At 68.1% G+C, this 15,826-nt stretch carries 15 protein-coding genes and 1 tRNA gene; 11 read left to right on the top strand and 5 right to left on the bottom strand.

The window, feature by feature from the left end; translation table 11 throughout:
* The first annotated feature begins 5 nt into the window (after positions 1–5).
* From OPU70_RS02875 to OPU70_RS02860, 4 genes are read left to right on the top strand one after another with little or no spacing between them, the layout of a single operon-like run.
* Positions 6–1,922, top strand: coding sequence for an acetyl/propionyl/methylcrotonyl-CoA carboxylase subunit alpha (locus OPU70_RS02875; RefSeq protein ID WP_475434887.1), 1,917 nt, complete (start codon positions 6–8; stop codon positions 1,920–1,922).
* Positions 1,923–1,924: 2 nt separating this feature from the next.
* Positions 1,925–3,073 (top strand): acyl-CoA dehydrogenase family protein, encoded by a 1,149-nt coding sequence (locus tag OPU70_RS02870; RefSeq protein WP_475434889.1) that lies wholly within the window; start codon positions 1,925–1,927, stop codon positions 3,071–3,073.
* A 10-nt stretch (positions 3,074–3,083) separates the two neighbouring features.
* A complete protein-coding gene (locus tag OPU70_RS02865) occupies positions 3,084–3,569 on the top strand; it encodes a MaoC family dehydratase (RefSeq protein WP_042536786.1) in 486 nt (161 codons plus the stop codon).
* On the top strand, positions 3,566–4,372 hold the full coding sequence (locus OPU70_RS02860) for an HpcH/HpaI aldolase/citrate lyase family protein (protein WP_042536691.1): 807 nt from the start codon (positions 3,566–3,568) through the stop codon (positions 4,370–4,372). Before OPU70_RS02865 ends, OPU70_RS02860 begins: the two co-directional genes overlap by 4 nt.
* 26 nt (positions 4,373–4,398) lie before the next feature.
* On the opposite strand, the gene OPU70_RS02855 is transcribed toward OPU70_RS02860, so the two are convergent.
* Together OPU70_RS02855 and OPU70_RS02850 are read right to left on the bottom strand one after the other, a co-directional pair.
* The gene (locus OPU70_RS02855) at positions 4,399–4,986 is read right to left on the bottom strand and encodes a histidine phosphatase family protein (protein ID WP_042536690.1); all 588 of its coding nucleotides are present in this window, start codon (positions 4,984–4,986) and stop codon (positions 4,399–4,401) included.
* On the bottom strand, positions 4,983–5,822 hold the full coding sequence (locus tag OPU70_RS02850) for a Sir2 family NAD-dependent protein deacetylase (protein ID WP_498557103.1): 840 nt from the start codon (positions 5,820–5,822) through the stop codon (positions 4,983–4,985). The genes OPU70_RS02855 and OPU70_RS02850 overlap by 4 nt, the downstream gene beginning before the upstream one ends.
* Positions 5,823–5,919: 97 nt before the next feature.
* On the opposite strand from OPU70_RS02850, the gene OPU70_RS02845 reads away from it, so the two are divergent.
* Complete coding sequence (locus OPU70_RS02845; RefSeq protein WP_455904887.1) at positions 5,920–6,723, top strand: TrmH family RNA methyltransferase; 804 nt, start codon at positions 5,920–5,922, stop codon at positions 6,721–6,723.
* 13 nt (positions 6,724–6,736) lie between these two features.
* On the opposite strand, the gene OPU70_RS02840 is transcribed toward OPU70_RS02845, so the two are convergent.
* On the bottom strand, positions 6,737–7,564 hold the full coding sequence (locus OPU70_RS02840; RefSeq protein ID WP_079112780.1) for an SGNH/GDSL hydrolase family protein: 828 nt from the start codon (positions 7,562–7,564) through the stop codon (positions 6,737–6,739).
* Positions 7,565–7,709: 145 nt separating this feature from the next.
* On the opposite strand from OPU70_RS02840, the gene OPU70_RS02835 reads away from it, so the two are divergent.
* Both OPU70_RS02835 and OPU70_RS02830 read left to right on the top strand, forming a co-directional pair.
* Complete coding sequence (locus OPU70_RS02835) at positions 7,710–9,452, top strand: DEAD/DEAH box helicase (protein WP_042536686.1); 1,743 nt, start codon at positions 7,710–7,712, stop codon at positions 9,450–9,452.
* A gap of 124 nt (positions 9,453–9,576) precedes the next feature.
* A complete protein-coding gene (locus OPU70_RS02830; protein ID WP_367820270.1) occupies positions 9,577–10,674 on the top strand; it encodes a VIT1/CCC1 transporter family protein in 1,098 nt (365 codons plus the stop codon).
* Positions 10,675–10,796: 122 nt separating this feature from the next.
* Here the strand turns inward: OPU70_RS02830 and OPU70_RS02825 are convergent.
* A tRNA-Leu gene (locus OPU70_RS02825) sits at positions 10,797–10,879 on the bottom strand.
* Between the two features lie 113 nt (positions 10,880–10,992).
* Between OPU70_RS02825 and OPU70_RS02820 the strand changes: the two genes are divergently transcribed.
* On the top strand, positions 10,993–12,288 hold the full coding sequence (locus OPU70_RS02820) for a M20/M25/M40 family metallo-hydrolase (RefSeq protein ID WP_498557102.1): 1,296 nt from the start codon (positions 10,993–10,995) through the stop codon (positions 12,286–12,288).
* A 45-nt stretch (positions 12,289–12,333) separates the two neighbouring features.
* The gene (locus OPU70_RS02815) at positions 12,334–13,158 is read left to right on the top strand and encodes an undecaprenyl-diphosphate phosphatase (protein WP_498557101.1); all 825 of its coding nucleotides are present in this window, start codon (positions 12,334–12,336) and stop codon (positions 13,156–13,158) included.
* 26 nt (positions 13,159–13,184) lie between these two features.
* On the opposite strand, the gene OPU70_RS02810 is transcribed toward OPU70_RS02815, so the two are convergent.
* Positions 13,185–14,033 (bottom strand): PAC2 family protein, encoded by an 849-nt coding sequence (locus tag OPU70_RS02810; protein WP_042536682.1) that lies wholly within the window; start codon positions 14,031–14,033, stop codon positions 13,185–13,187.
* A 124-nt stretch (positions 14,034–14,157) separates the two neighbouring features.
* Here OPU70_RS02810 and OPU70_RS02805 point away from each other — a divergent pair, with 124 nt between their 5' ends.
* Complete coding sequence (locus OPU70_RS02805; protein WP_498557233.1) at positions 14,158–14,808, top strand: HAD family hydrolase; 651 nt, start codon at positions 14,158–14,160, stop codon at positions 14,806–14,808.
* A complete protein-coding gene (locus tag OPU70_RS02800; protein ID WP_042536680.1) occupies positions 14,805–15,824 on the top strand; it encodes a tRNA (adenine-N1)-methyltransferase in 1,020 nt (339 codons plus the stop codon). Before OPU70_RS02805 ends, OPU70_RS02800 begins: the two co-directional genes overlap by 4 nt.
* Positions 15,825–15,826 lie beyond the last annotated feature (2 nt).

The raw sequence follows: 15,826 nt of genomic DNA, 5'->3' as shown, positions 1-15,826 counted from the left end.
CCGCAATGACGACCTCTGCCACCCGCGAATTCGACACGGTGCTCGTCGCCAACAGGGGCGAGATCGCACGCCGCATCATCCGCACGCTGCAGACCATGGGCATCCGCAGCGTCGCCGTCTACAGCGATGCGGATGCCGATGCACCCCATGTGCGCGAGGCCGACGACGCCGTGCGGATCGGTCCGGCGCCGGTCGCCGAGTCCTACCTCGACATCGACGCCGTCATCGCGGCCGCGCGTGCGACCGGGGCGCAGGCCATCCACCCCGGGTACGGCTTCCTCTCCGAGAGCGTCGGGCTGGCGGAAGCATGTGCCGAGAGCGGTGTCGTCTTCATCGGGCCGCCGATCGACGCGCTCCAGATCATGGGCGACAAGGCCAAGGCCCGCGATCACGTCGTCCGATCAGGAGTCCCCGTGGTGCCCGGGTTCGACGCGAGAGGACTGTCGGACGCGGAGATCGCCGAGGAGGCGGACGCTGTCGGCTACCCCCTGCTCGTGAAGCCGAGCGCGGGGGGTGGCGGCAAGGGGATGGAGGTCGTCGAGACGCCGGCCGGACTGAGCGCCGCCCTGGCCTCTGCGCGCCGCGTTGCGCTATCGGCATTCGGTGACGACTCGCTGATCCTGGAGAGGCTCATCCGGCGGCCACGACATATCGAGGTGCAGGTCTTCGGTGACACGCACGGCACGGTGCTCGCCCTCGGCGAGCGCGAGTGCACGCTCCAGCGCCGCCACCAGAAGGTCATCGAAGAGGCTCCGTCTGCAGGCATCCCCGACACGACAAGGGACCGTCTTCTCGAGGCCGCGACCCAGGCCGCGGCGAGTGTCTCGTACGTCGGCGCCGGCACGGTGGAGTTCCTCATCGATGCAGATGCTCCCGACCAGGTCTTCTTCATCGAGATGAACACCCGCCTGCAGGTCGAGCACCCCGTCACGGAGGAGGTGACCGGACTCGACCTCGTCGCCCTCCAGATCGCTGTCGCCGCAGGAGGACGCCTCGACTCCGCACCCACGGTGCGCGGGCACGCAGTCGAGGCGCGCGTGTACGCCGAGTCGCCCGAGCGCGGGTTCCTTCCGTCGACCGGCCGCATTCTGCTATTCGACCCCCCTCAGGGGGTGAGAGTCGATGCGGCGGTCGAGACCGGCAGCGAGGTGACCGGCTTCTACGACCCGATGATCGCCAAGGTCATCGCTTTCGCGGATGACCGGAGCACTGCCCTCCGCCGCCTCGACGAGGCCCTGGGCAGAACCGTCGTGCTGGGCGTGGACACGAACATCGCCTTCCTCCGGTTGCTCTGCCGCGATGAGCGGGTGAGGGCCGGGGACCTCGACACCGGACTCATCGAGACGCTTCTGCCGCTCGACGACGAGCCGCCGTCGCCGACGATGCTGGTGGCGGCGAGTCGCGCTGTGTCTCACGTCGATGACGCCCTCGGCGAAGCCAGGAGGGCTCGACGAGCGGGCCGGGTGTGGGAGTCTCTCACCAGGCACGACCGACGCGAAGTGTGGTTCCTCACCGACCGGGGCGAGGTGATCCGTGCCCCTGGGACCGACGGTCCAAGATCCCGCGCGGCTGTCGCGACGGACGTCGACGGCGGTGTCTGGGTGAGCGAGGACGGACGCACGGTGCACTTGCGGCCGCTGGATCGCCGGGCCCGCATGCTGCACCGCCTGCAGGCGCGGGAACAGCGCGAGACCGAGAGCGGGCCGGAGGCGCGGGCCCCGATGCCGGGAAGCGTCGTCGCCGTGCACGTCCGAGACGGCGACGTGGTGACCGCCGGCACCCCTCTCATCTCGATCGAGGCGATGAAGATGGAGCATCCGGTGCTGGCACCGCACGACGGGCCGGTGCACCTGACGGTCGCCGTCGGCGATCAGGTACGACGCGATCAACAGGTCGCGCACATGACGACAGAGGAGAACTGAGCATGTTCGAGCTGACCGATGAGGAACGCGAGCTCGCCGCGATGGCGCGTGACTTCGCCGAGACGGTCGTCGCACCGCAGTCCTACGAAGCGGACCGCACGCACACCCTCTCGATGGACGTCGTGGCGCAGATGGGTGATCTCGGGCTGTTCGGTCTGCCGTTCCCCGAGGAGTACGGCGGCCAGGGGGGCGACTACATGGCCCTGGGCATCGCGATCGAGGCCCTCGGACGCGTCGATCAGTCCATCGCCATCACGCTCGAGGCCGGAGTCAGCCTCGGGGCGATGCCCGTGTTCCGGTTCGGCACGGAAGAGCAGAAGCAGGAGTACCTGCCCGACCTGCTCGCCGGCCGCGCCCTCGCGGGCTTCGGTCTCACAGAGCCGGAGGCGGGCAGCGACGCCGGAGCGACCCGCACGACCGCTCGCCTCGACGGGGACGACTGGGTCATCGACGGCTCGAAGCAGTTCATCACGAACTCAGGGACGCCGATCACCCGCTTCGTCACCGTGACGGCCGTCACCGGAAACGAAGGCGGACGCAAGCAGATCTCGACCATCATCGTCCCCAACGGCACCCCCGGATTCACCGTCGAGGCCCCGTACGACAAGGTCGGATGGAACGCGTCCGACACGCATCCGCTCAGCTTCGCCGGCGCACGCGTGCCCGCGGGCAACCTGCTGGGGGAGCAGGGCAGCGGCTTCCGCAACTTCCTCAGCATCCTCGACGAGGGACGCATCGCGATCGCCGCGCTCTCGACCGGTGCGGCGGAAGGATGTCTCGAAGCCGCCGTCGACTACGCGAAGAGTCGCACGATCTTCGGCAGCGCCCTCAGCACGCGACAGAACGCGCAGTTCACCCTCGCGCGCATGCGCGCCCGAGTGCACACCGCGCGACTCGCCTGGCACCACGCTGCGCGTCTGCGCGACGCGGGACGACCGTTCGCCGAGCAGGCCGCGATCGCGAAGCTCGTCGCTGGAGAGGCGGCCATGGACAACGCGAGGGATGCGACGCAGATCTTCGGCGGGAACGGCTTCATGAACGAGTTCCCCGTGGCCCGTCACTACCGCGACTCGAAGATCCTCGAGATCGGTGAAGGCACCACGGAGGTGCAGCTGCTCGTGATCGCGCGGGCGCTGGGACTCGCCGGGTAGCGTGGCAGGCATGACCGTGCACGACATCGTCCAGCGGGGACTCTTCTTCGAGGAGTTCGTCACAGACGCGCGCTACCTGCATCGCCCTGGACGCACCGCGACCGAGGCCGACAACGTCCTCTTCACGACGCTCACCATGAACACCCAGGCGCTCCACCTGGATGCGGCCTTCGCCGATGCGCAGCGCCCCTTCGGTGCGCGTCTGATCAACTCGATGTGGACGCTCTCGACGATGGTCGGGGCATCTGTGGCGCAGTTGACCCAGGGCACTCTGGTGGCTCAGCTCGGATTCGGGGAGATCGCGTTCCCTCACCCGCTGTTCGCCGGCGACACGCTGTACACCGAGAGCGTCGTCGTCGAGAAGAGGCTCTCGACATCACGCCCGGGTCAGGGAATCGTGACCATCGCCCATACCGGACGGAATCAGGACGCCACAGTCGTCGCGACGGCGACCCGCACCGTCCTCGTCCACTGCCTGCCGGAGGGGGGACGATGACCTTCAGCCTGGGACCCGCGCTGCTCTTCTGTCCTGCCGACCGACCCGAGCGATTCCGCGGAGCCCTCGAGAAGGCGGATGCGGTCATCATCGACCTCGAGGATGCCGTGCTGCCAGAGGCGAAGGCCGGCGCCCGGCAGAATCTCATCGAGGCCGACCTCGACCCCGATCGGGTGATCGTCCGCGTCAACGCGCCGGATTCCGCCGCCTTCACCGCCGATCTCGCGACCCTCGCCCAGACCGATCTCCGCACCGTCATGGTCGCGAAGACGGAGAGCGCAGAGAGCCTCTCCGCCTTCGACGAGAGCTTCTCGCTGGTCGCCCTGTGCGAGACGGCGAGGGGCGTTCACGCCGCAGATCGCATCGCCGCCCACCCTCAGGTCGTCGCGATGATGTGGGGCGCGGAGGACCTGGTCGCCTCCCTCGGCGGCACGTCGAGTCGCACGGCGAAGGGCGGTTATCGCGACGTGGCCCGCTATGCGCGCTCACGGGTGCTCCTCGAGGCAGGAGCCCAGGGCAAGGGAGCCATCGACGCGGTGCACGTCGACATCGAGGACGTCTCCGGTCTCGAATCCGAGGCGGTCGATGCGGCCGCTTCGGGGTTCGTCGCCACCGCGTGCATCCACCCGAGTCAGGTGGCGGTGATCCGCGCCGCGTACGCACCGGATGAAGCCAGCGTCGAGTGGGCCCGCGGAGTTCTCGAAGCCGCCGGGCGCGAACGAGGCGTCTTCCGCTTCAGAGGACGCATGATCGACGAGCCCGTGCTGAGGCACGCGCGATCGGTGCTCAGCCGCGTTCGCTGATCAGTAGTGCTGCACGGGTTCCCGGGTCAGACGAGCATGCCCTGGTCGATCAGGCGCAGCGAGCCGGGGGAGGCCTCGAAACGGTGGACCGAGCCGTTCGCGAGGACCTCGCCGACGCGCGGCAGCGTGCCTCCGGAGACATGGTCGATCAACGACCGGATCACGCCTCCGTGCGTCACGACGATGACGGACTCCGCCACCGGTGCGGAACGACGCCGAGCGTCACGAGCGATCGTGTCGAGTGCGATGAGCGCTCTCTCTGCGACCCCTTCCAATGTCTCCGCCCCGGGGACCGGAGACAGCCAGTCGCCGTACTTCTCGATGTAGTCCGACACGAGCATGCCCTCGCCCTCGCCGAACTCGCGCTCGCGCATGTCCGGCACCAGCACCGGTGAGCCGAGGCCGAGACTCCCGGAGATGATCTCGGCCGTCTCCCGCGCGCGTTTCAGCGGGCTGGCGTAGATCGAATGGTGCGTCGTGCCCTCGAGCAGACCTGCGGCGGTCCGTGCATCCTCGCGGCCCTTCTCGTTCAGCGGGATGTCGGTGGAGCCCTGGATCCGGCGTGCCAGGTTCCAGTCCGTCTGGCCATGGCGGATGAGCGTGAGCAGAGTCATTCGAGGAGCTCCTGGATCGCGGGGAGCACATCGCTGGTGCCTGCGGCGATGGTGGCATCGGCCCAGACGTCCGCGCGCGTGGGCTCACGGTTGATGATGATGAGCGGGATGCTCCGTCGTCGTGCGCGTTCGACGAGCCGCACGCCGGAGTTGACGACGAGAGACGAGCCGGCGACGATCAGAGCGTCGCTGGCACGGAGCAGGGACTCGGCAGCCTTGAAGCGGTCTTGCGGGACGTACTCGCCGAAGAACACGACGTCAGGCTTCAGCATCCCTTCGCAGACGGTGCACACGGGGACGATGAAGCCGTCGGTGCTCTCCGGGAGCACATCGCCGTCGGGGTTCAATGCCACGTTCTCGGGGACGGTGATCCAGGGGTTGCGCTCTTCGATCTGCACCGCGACGTCGCGGCGATCGAACACCTGACCGCATTTCAGGCAGAGGACCCTGCGCATCGTTCCGTGCACTTCGATCACATGAGAGCTGCCTGCACGCAGATGCAGGCCGTCGACGTTCTGGGTGATGACGCCGCTGACGTGACCTGACGACTCCATGTCGGCGAGCGACAGATGACCCGGATTCGGCTCGGCCCGAGCGAACGCCCGCCACCCGAGATGGCCGCCGACCCAGTAGCGGCGCCGTGCAGCCTCGTCGGCGAGGTACCGCTGGATCGTCATCGGATCGGACCGGTTGCGGGATCCTTCGCCGCGGTAGGCGGGGATTCCCGAGTCCGTGGAGATGCCGGCGCCCGTGAGCAGTGCGATCTTGCGACCACGCAGGAGTTCAGCGGTGCGAGCGATGTTGGCCGACAGTTCGACCGGACTCGATGCGCTCACAGGACCTCCCTGTGCGAGTCTACGACGTGCGCAGCGTGGTCGACGCGTCGCGGCTGACCGCGGAGCCGGTGGACCAAGCGATGGCAGACTGGGCCGCGTGGAACTGCTGAGTGTGACCGATCCGGACGACCGACGACTCGACGACTACCGCGGGCTCACCGACACCGCGCTCCGGACCGTGAGAGAACCGGCGGGTGGGCTCTACATCGCCGAATCGACGAAGGTGATCGCTCGGGCGGTCGGGGCGGGTCATCGTCCGCGTTCCGTGCTGGTGCAGGAGCGGCGGGTGGACGACATTCGGGGGATCGTCGGCGACCTCGACGTGCCGGTGTACGTCGTCCCCGACGAGGTGGCCGAATCGGTGACCGGTTTCGCCGTTCACCGGGGCACGATCGCGTCGATGCATCGCCCCGTGCTTCCGACCGTGCGCGAGGTCCTCGACGCCGCGAACCTCGTGCTGATCCTCGAGAACGTCGGCGATCACACCAACGTCGGTGCGGCGTTCCGTGCGGCCGCGGGCCTCGGGGCGGACGCGGTGCTGGTGTCGCCCGGGGGAGCGGACCCGCTGTACCGACGCAGCGTGCGCGTGAGCATGGGCACGGTGTTCCAGGTGCCATGGACTCGCATCACGGATTGGGAGTCTGCCGTGGCGGACCTCCACGCGGCGCGGTTCGACATCGCAGCTCTCGCTCTCAGCGATGACGCCGTGACGCTCGATGCCTATGTCGCGAACCGCCCCGAGCGAGTCGCCATCGTCATGGGTTCGGAGGGCGACGGGCTCTCCCGCACGGCCCTCGACCACGCCGACACGGTCGTGACGATTCCGATGTCCGGTGGCGTGGATTCCTTGAACGTCGCGTCTGCCGCCGCAGTGGCGCTGTGGGCGCTCACCTCGCCCTGACCGCTGGCCGTCGTCAGTCTGACTTCGGGAGGATGATCGGGGAGGGCTCGGGGCGCTTGGCCACGATGTGATCGCCGGATGACTGGTGGCGCAGACGACGCAGGACCCAGGGCACGAGATGCTCTCGTGCCCAGCCGAAGTCCTCGGTGCGGGCCTCGCGCCAGGTGCGGAGCGGGATCGTCTCGGGCTGCATGGCCTCGAGGTCGTTGGGCACGTTGAGCGCGCGCAGAACCATGCGGGCGACCTCGTGGTGGCCCAGCGAGTTGTAGTGCAGGCGGTCGTCGTCGAAGAACCGCATGTCCTGCACGACCTTGAGCGCCCACTGATCGGCGACGATGCAGTCGTGTCGCTCGGCGATCGCGCGCACGTTCTCGTTGTAGATGGCGACCTTGCCGCGGAAGGCCCGGAAGACCGGGGTGAAGGCCGTGTCGACTCCGGTGAAGAGCAGAATCGCGGCGCCCGTCGACGACAGACGCGCGACGGCGTCCTCGAGCTGGGCGGCGATCGCGTCGGGGTCGGTTCCCGGTCGGATCACATCGTTGCCCCCGGCGCAGATCGAGATGAGGTCGGGATGCAGCGCCACGGCGGGCTCGATCTGATCGCGCACGATCTGGGAGATCAGCTTGCCCCGCACGGCGAGGTTCGCATAGGCGAAGTCGTCGACCTGGCGCGAGAGCACCTCGGCGACACGGTCTGCCCAGCCACGGTGGCTGCCCGGCTGCGACGGGTCCGGGTCGCCGATGCCCTCGGTGAACGAGTCGCCGATCGCGACGAATCTCCGCCAGGGATGGGGATTCTCGTTGTCGAGCTCCGGGGTTCGGATCGAATCCTGATCTGTCATCCAGCTCTCCTTCACGACGAGCGCAGCCGTGCGGTGGAGGCCGCGCAGTGACCGAGCCTACCCGGGTACGAGCGTCCGGGCGAGACGCGCGCGGCGGAACTCGTGAGCGTGCCGAGTGTCGGCGGCAGCGATTATCGTTGTCTCGATGCTCTCTCCGTCCTTTCCTCAGCGTGCCCCTTGGGGAACCGCGAACAAGCTGCGTGCCTGGCAACAGGAAGCGCTGGAGCAGTACTTCCAGGCCGATCAGCGAGACTTCCTCGTGGCGGCGACACCGGGTGCAGGAAAGACCACGTTCGCCCTCACGCTCGCGGTCGAGCTCATGCGCATGGGCGAGGTCAACCGCATCATCGTGGTCGCCCCGACCGAGCATCTGAAGACGCAGTGGGCCGATGCCGCCGCTCGCGTGCACATCCGTCTGGACCCCCGGTTCCGCAACAGTCATTGGGCGCCGGCACGGCATTACCACGGCGCCGTGGTCACCTACGCGCAGGTGGCGGCGAAGTCGTCGGTCCACCGTCATCTGACCGAAGACGCGAAGACGCTCGTCGTGCTCGACGAGGTGCATCACGGTGGCGACGCGCTCAGCTGGGGCGACGCGATCCGCGACGCCTACGGACCGGCGAAGCGCCGACTGCTGCTCTCCGGCACCCCGTTCCGCAGCGACACCGCACCGATCCCGTTCGTCGAGTACCACCCTGACGAGTCCGGCGCGCGCATCTCCCGCACCGACTACAACTACGGCTACGGCCGGGCGCTGGCAGACGGCGTCGTCAGGCCCGTGCTCTTCCACATGTACGCGGGCAAGATGCGCTGGCGCACGAGCAGCGGCGACGAGCTCGAGACGCATCTCGGTCAGGACAACACGAAAGACGTCACGTCGCAGGCCTGGCGCACGGCGCTCGACCCCGAGGGCGAGTGGATGCCTGCGGTGCTCTCCGCCGCGGACCGTCGTCTGACCGAGATCAGGCACCACGTGCCCGATGCCGGAGGACTGGTGCTCGCGACCGACCAGACGGTGGCACGCGCCTACGCCAAGATCCTGCACAGCATCACGGGACAGCAGCCGACGATCGTCCTGTCCGACGACGCGACAGCCTCGGAGCGGATCGAGAAGTTCAGCAACAGCGAGGATCGCTGGATGGTCGCGGTGCGCATGGTGTCGGAAGGCGTCGATGTGCCCCGACTCGCCGTCGGGGTCTACGCGACGTCGTCGTCGACGCCGCTCTTCTTCGCCCAGGCGATCGGTCGCTTCGTGCGGGCGCGTCGACGGGGTGAAGCGGCGAGTGTCTTCCTTCCGCAGGTTCCGGTGCTCATGGGACTCGCGAACGAGATGGACAAGCAGCGCGACCACGCTCTCGATCGTCAGTCGAAGGACGACGACGGGCTCGAGGACTCGCTGCTCGAGTCGGCGAACCGCGAAGACGACGCCTCGGATGCGTTGACACAGGAGTTCAGCTATCAGGCGCTCTCGTCTGTTGCGCACTTCGACCGGGTCGTGTTCGAGGGTCAGGAGTTCGGCCAGCTCGCCGAGCCGGGCACCCCCGAGGAGGAGGAGTTCATCGGGTTCCCCGGTCTTCTCGAGCCCGAGCACGTGCACGAGCTGCTGATGCAACGCCAGGCACGTCAGACTCGCCTGCGAGAGACACGGGAGGCCGAGGCAGGGCCGACCGAGACGACCACGCTCCCGGCGCCGCTGCACCGCACGCTTCGCGAGCAGCGCCAGCTGCTGAACAGCCTCGTCGGCCTGTACGCCCGCCAGAAGGGCGAGCCGCACGGGGCCGTGCACGCGGAGCTGCGCCGGATCTGTGGCGGGCCTGCTGTCGCGCAGGCGACCGTCACGCAGCTGCAGTCGCGCATCGACGTGCTCCGCAAGCGCGTCCGATCCTGAATCGCGCCTTCGGTTCGGAGGCCCGAAAAGCTGGCAATCCTGCTCCCAGTGCCGCCGAGAGAGTGGCTCGAAGCTAGCGTTGAACGGTTGCCCCGTTCCCGGGGATCGTCGATCAGGAGACTTCATGACAGCCCCCGCTGCCGCCGAGCCGACCGCCGCAGACCGTCGCCGCTGGGCGCGCTACCTCGTGGAAGAACGCGCCGAAGGGCTCGTCTACCAGAAGCTCGCGAACCGTCGCACGGGCGAGGAGCGCGAGATCCTGCTCAGCCTCGCCGATGCCGAGCGTCGCCACGAGCAGCACTGGCTCGATCTGCTGGGCGCAGAACCGGCGCGACTGCCGCGAGCCGGCATCCGGTCTCGCCTGCTGGGCTGGATGGCCGGGCGGTTCGGATCCATCTTCGTCCTCGCACTCGCGCAGAGCGCCGAGGACAGATCTCCGTACGATTCCGAGCAGTACGCGACTCCTGCCATGCGCGCAGACGAGAAGGTGCACTCCGAAGTCGTCCGAGGTCTCGCCGCTCGTGGGAGGCGCCGTCTGTCCGGGTCGTTCCGTGCTGCCGTCTTCGGAGCGAACGACGGCCTGGTGAGCAACCTCGCACTCGTGCTCGGCATCGGTGCGACGGGTGTCAGCTCCGCCTTTGTCCTGTTCAGCGGGATCGCGGGTCTGCTCGCCGGGGCTCTGTCGATGGGCGCGGGGGAGTTCGTCTCCGTGCGCTCCCAACGCGAGCTGCTGGCGTCGACGGAAGCCAACGAGGATGCGGCGGCATCCGCCGCCGATCTCGACATCGACGAGAACGAACTCGCTCTGGTCTACCGCGCGCGCGGAATCGGCCAGCAGGAGGCGCTCGAGCGCGCACGGCGGATAGTGGACGCCGCGCGTGCCGGAGTCGAGCGCACGACGACGGGGCCGATCCACCTCCACGCCGGGGACGACCACGAGATCGTCGGCAGCGACTGGACGGCGGCCATCTCGAGCTTCCTGCTCTTCGCGTCCGGCGCGATCATCCCTGTGCTCCCGTGGATCTTCGGACTCGAGGGGACGACTGCGGTGGTCGTCGCGCTCGTGCTGGTGGGTGTCGCTCTGCTGTCGACCGGAGCGATGGTCGGCATCCTGTCGGGGGGACCGCCCCTGCGTCGCGCGCTGCGGCAGCTGGCGATCGGCTTCGGCGCTGCGGCCGTCACGTACGTGCTCGGGCTGGTGTTCGGCGTGAGCGCGCTCTGACGCGCGCGCCGGCCCGTGAGGCAGGGCTCGGGGAGTTCACCTCGGGTTCTGCCGGACGACACGTCGACACCGAAGGTACGAAGAAGGCCTCGGATATCGTATGGATATCCGAGGCCTGTCTGTGCGCGGAGGGGGACTTGAACCCCCACGCCCTTACGGGCACTACGACCTCAACGTAGCGCGTCTACCATTCCGCCACCCGCGCAGGTGTTGGATGTTCGTTGCCGAACGAAGATTTACATTAGCACGAGCTTCGAGGCACTCAGAAACCGGCGGTGACGCCCGGGCGCGCCACGACGTTTCGATAGCCTGGACCTCATGACTGACGTGGCTCTCCCCGAGGTGGTTCGCATCGCGAGCGACCTGATCCGATTCGACACCTCGAACTTCGGCGGAGGCAACGCGAAGGGTGAGCGTGAGGCAGCCGAATATGTCGGCGCCTATCTGCAGGACCTGGGTCTGGATGTCGAATACTACGAGCCGATCCCGCGGCGCACGAACGTGATGGCGCGCGTGCCGGGTCGCGATCGGAGCAAGCCGGCTCTCGTCGTGCACGGGCACCTCGACGTCGTCCCGGCGATGGCCGAGGACTGGAGCGTCGACCCGTTCGCGGGCATCGTCAAGGACGGCATGCTCTGGGGGCGTGGAGCGGTCGACATGAAGAACATGAACGCGATGATCCTCACGGCCGTCGCAGACCTCCTGCGTGCGCGGGAGCAGCCGGAGCGCGATCTGGTGCTCGCATTCTTCGCCGACGAGGAGAACGGCGGCGTCGAGGGCTCGGCGCTCGTCGTCCAGAACCGCCCGGAGTGGTTCGCGGGCGCGACCGAGGCCATCAGCGAGGTGGGCGGCTATTCGATCACTGTCGACGATCGCCGCGCCTACCTGCTGCAGGTGGGGGAGAAGGCGCTCATCTGGATCCGCCTCGTCGCACGGGGGCGTGCCGGCCACGGAAGCCGACTGCACGACGACAACGCCGTCACGAAGCTCGCAGAGGCTGTGGCGGCCCTCGGGCGCACTCGGTGGCCCCTTCGTCTCACTCCCACCACGGAGGCGCTGTTGCAGGGCCTGAGCGCTCTCACAGGCCGCTCCATCGACGACCCGGACGCCCTTGCTGCCGCCGCCGGCTCCGCTGAGGCGTTCCTCCGCTCATCGTTCCGCACGACGACGAACCCCACGGCGCTCACCGCGGGGTACAAGCACAATGTGATCCCCGAACGAGCCGAAGCGCTGATCGACGTGCGGGTCATCCCGGGAACCGAGGACGAGGTGCTCGCCGAGCTGCAGCAGATCGTCGGCGATGACATCGAGATCCAGACCGTCGTTCGCGACATCGGCATGGAGACGCCGTTCGAGGGCGAACTCGTCGAGGCGATGGTGGCGAGTCTGGGGCGGCACGACCCGGGAGTGCCGGTCATTCCGTATCTGCTCGGCGCCGGAACCGACAACAAGGCGCTGGCCTACCTGGGGATCACGGGGTACGGATTCGCGCCACTCCGCCTCCCTGCCGGCCTCGACTTCACGGGGATGTTCCACGGTGTCGACGAGCGAGTGCCCGTAGAATCGCTTGTCTTCGGTCAGCGGGTGCTGGCCGATCTGCTGCGCACGTATTGAGCTCTCTGCTCCACGTCCGCGCACCACGAATCAGAAAGCTCCTCCATGCACTTGATCGAAGCGCTCATCCTCGGCATCGTCCAGGGACTCACCGAGTTCCTCCCGATCTCCTCCAGCGCCCATCTGCGCATCCTCGGCACGTTCCTGCCGTCCGGCGAGGACCCTGGTGCCGCGTTCACCGCGATCACGCAGATCGGCACGGAAGCGGCGGTCGTGGTGTTCTTCTGGCGCGACATCGTCCGCATCATCGCGCAGTGGTTCCGCTCGCTGACAGGCAGAGTGCCGCGCAGCGATCCGGATGCCCGGATGGGCTGGATGATCATCATCGGCAGCATCCCGATCGTGGTGCTCGGCCTGCTCTTCCAGGATCAGATCGAGACCGTCTTCCGGTCGCTCTGGATCGTCGCGATCATGCTGATCGTGTTCGGCATCCTGCTCGGCGTCGCCGACCATGTGGGCGCGAAGCGACGCAAGCTCGATCAGCTCACCTATCCGCATGGCATCGCATACGGCTTCGCGCAGGCGCTCGCGCTGATCCCGGGTGTGTCGCGCTCGGGCGGGACGATCACGATGGGACTGTTCCTCGGTTATGAGCGCGCGGCAGCTGCGCGCTACGCGTTCCTTCTGGCGATCCCCGCGGTGTTCGGCAGTGGCTTCTATCAGCTGTTCAAGAGCTGGGACGAGCCTTCGTTCTTCTCGTTCGGCGACACGCTCGCAGCGACCGGCATCGCGTTCGTCGTGGCACTGGGCGTGATCGCGTTCTTCATGAATTACATCTCGAAGCGCAGTTTCCTGCCGTTCGTGATCTACCGCATCCTGTTGGGCACGGTGCTCCTGGTCCTTCTCGGCACCGGCGTCATCGCGGCATAGCAGCGCGGCACCGGAGACCTCCTGGCTCAGCGCTTGTGGTCTCCGGGGCCGTCGCCTCTGCGCTTCAGATAGCGCTCGAAGGCCTGAGCGATCGCATCGCCGGACGCATCGGGGGAGTCCCACGTGTCGCGGGTCTGCTCGAGCTGGCGGATGTACTCCGTCATGTCCTCGTCATCGGCGGCGGCGGCGTCGATCGACGCCTCCCACGCGGCGGCCTCGGTGCGAAGGTGATCGCGCGGGACGTCCACGCCGGTCAGCTCCTCGAGCCTGTCCAGAAGAGCGAGGGTGACCTTCGGTGACGGAGTGGCGGAGGCGACGTAGTGCGGCACGCTGGCCCACAGGCTCGCGGTCGGGATTCCGGCGCTCTCGGCGAAGTGCTCGAACACGCTGAGGATGCCGACGGGGCCCTCATAGAGAGACCGCTCGAGGCCATGCGCTGCGCGGACCTGCTCGTTCTGGCTCGACGCGAAGATCGAGATCGGTCGCGTGTGGGGCACATCCGAGAGCATCGCGCCGAGGGTCACGAACCCGGTGATGTCGTCGCGAAGAGCGACGTCGATGAACTCCGCAGCGAACGACTGCCAGGTGCGCGCGGGCTCGACTCCCGTCAGCACCCAGAACTCGGGACCGGGCCCCGGGTCGCGCGGGCGCCACAGACCGGCCTCGGGCCAGGTGAGCTGGCGGCGGCCTTCGGCGTCCGTCTTCGTGGCCGGGCGGGTGTACTGATAGTCGAAGTACAGCTCCGGGTCGATGGAGTGCACGAGGTCGTAGTCGTTCGCGGAACGCAGCGCGGCGATCGCACCGCTCGCGGCCTCACCCGCGTCGTTCCAGCCATCGAAGGCGACGATGACGATGCGTGAACCGAGGACATCCATCGTGGGCTCCCTTCGCCAATTCCGGATCGGTATCCCTCCAGGCTAGTCCGACCGCGCGGGGACCGGGCGGAGCCACGGGTAACATGGTTCGGTGAGCAGACAGCCCCGCGCGATCCTCTGGGACATGGACGGAACCCTCGTCGACACCGAGCCGTATTGGATGGCAGCCGAGACGGCGCTGGTCGAATCCTTCGGCGGGTCATGGACCCACGAGGACGCCCTTCAGCTGGTCGGCAACGGTCTCATCGACAGTGCGATCATCCTCCAGCAGGCGGGGGTGGATATGGACGCGGAGGCGATCATCTCGCTCCTCACCGATGGAGTGCAGGAGGCGCTGCGCACACAGGGAGTGCCTTTCCGCCCCGGTGCCCGCGAGCTGCTGCAGGACCTGAAGTCGGCGGGGATCCCCACCGGCCTCGTCACGATGTCGCTGCGCCGCATGGCGTTGAGCGTCGTCGACCTGATCGAGTTCGACGCCTTCGACATCGTCGTCGCGGGCGATGACGTGATCCACCCCAAGCCTCACCCCGAGCCGTACCTGCACGCGGCGTCGCTGCTCGAGATCGACATCGCCGAGGCGGTGGTCATCGAGGACTCGCCGACCGGACTCCGTGCAGGCATCGCCTCCGGCGCCGTCGCTCTCGGCGTGCCGCACATCGTCTCCCTCGACGACGTCGGCGCTCACGAGCTCTGGCCGACCCTCGAAGGCCGCACCGCCGCAGACCTGATCGAACTCTTCGACCGCAAGACCTCCATGACGGGAGCCACCCGATGACCGACATCACCTCACCGCGGCCGAGCGGGCCGTTCCGGGAGGGCGATCGGGTGCAGCTGACCGGCCCCAAGGGTCGTCTGCATACCGTGACCCTCCGCGAGGACGGCGAGCTGCACACCCATCAGGGAGTGCTGCGGCATCGTGACCTCATCGGTCTTCCCGACGGTTCGGTCGCCGCGAACAGCTCGGGGCACGAGTACCTCGCGCTGCGGCCGCTGCTGCGCGATTTCGCGATGTCGATGCCGCGCGGCGCGGCGATCGTCTACCCGAAGGATGCGGCGCAGATCGTGATGCAGGCCGACATCTTCCCCGGCGCGGTCGTCGTCGAGGCGGGCGTCGGTTCGGGCGCCCTCTCGCTCTCGCTGCTCCGGGCCATCGGTCCGGTCGGTCGACTGGTGTCGTTCGAACGTCGTGAGGACTTCGCCCAGGTCGCCCGCGGGAACGTCGAGACATTCTTCGGCGAGACGCCGGACACCTGGAACGTGGTCGTCGGGGATCTCGCCGAGGCGCTTCCAGCCGAGTTCCCGGCCGGCACGGTCGATCGCGTCGTGCTCGACATGCTCGCACCGTGGGAATGCATGGACGTCGTCGCCGACGCACTCACACCCGGCGGCGTCGTGCTCTGCTACGTCGCGACGGCCACACAGCTCTCGCGCGTCGCCGAGTACATCCGCGGTACCGGGCTGTTCACCGACCCCGAGGCGTCCGAGACGATGGTGCGAGGGTGGCACGTCGAAGGCCTCGCCGTCAGGCCCGATCACCGCATGGTGGCGCACACCGGCTTCCTCCTCACGGCGCGCCGGCTGGCACCGGGTGCCGTGGCGCCGCAGGTGAAGCGCAGGGCCTCGAAGAGCAGCTATGGCGATGCGGATGTCGACGCGTGGACGCCCGGCGCCGTAGGCGATCGGGAGATCAACGACAAGAACCTGCGCAAGCGTGCCAGGGAGGCCGCGAAGGCCGCCGAAGGGGCACGTCTCGCATCGGGTTCGCGCGAATCCGAGCCACCGACGGAATAGAC

This window comes from Microbacterium sp. SWDP-B6 (genome assembly GCF_059803615.1).
This window is presented reverse-complemented; position numbering and strand designations above follow the sequence as displayed.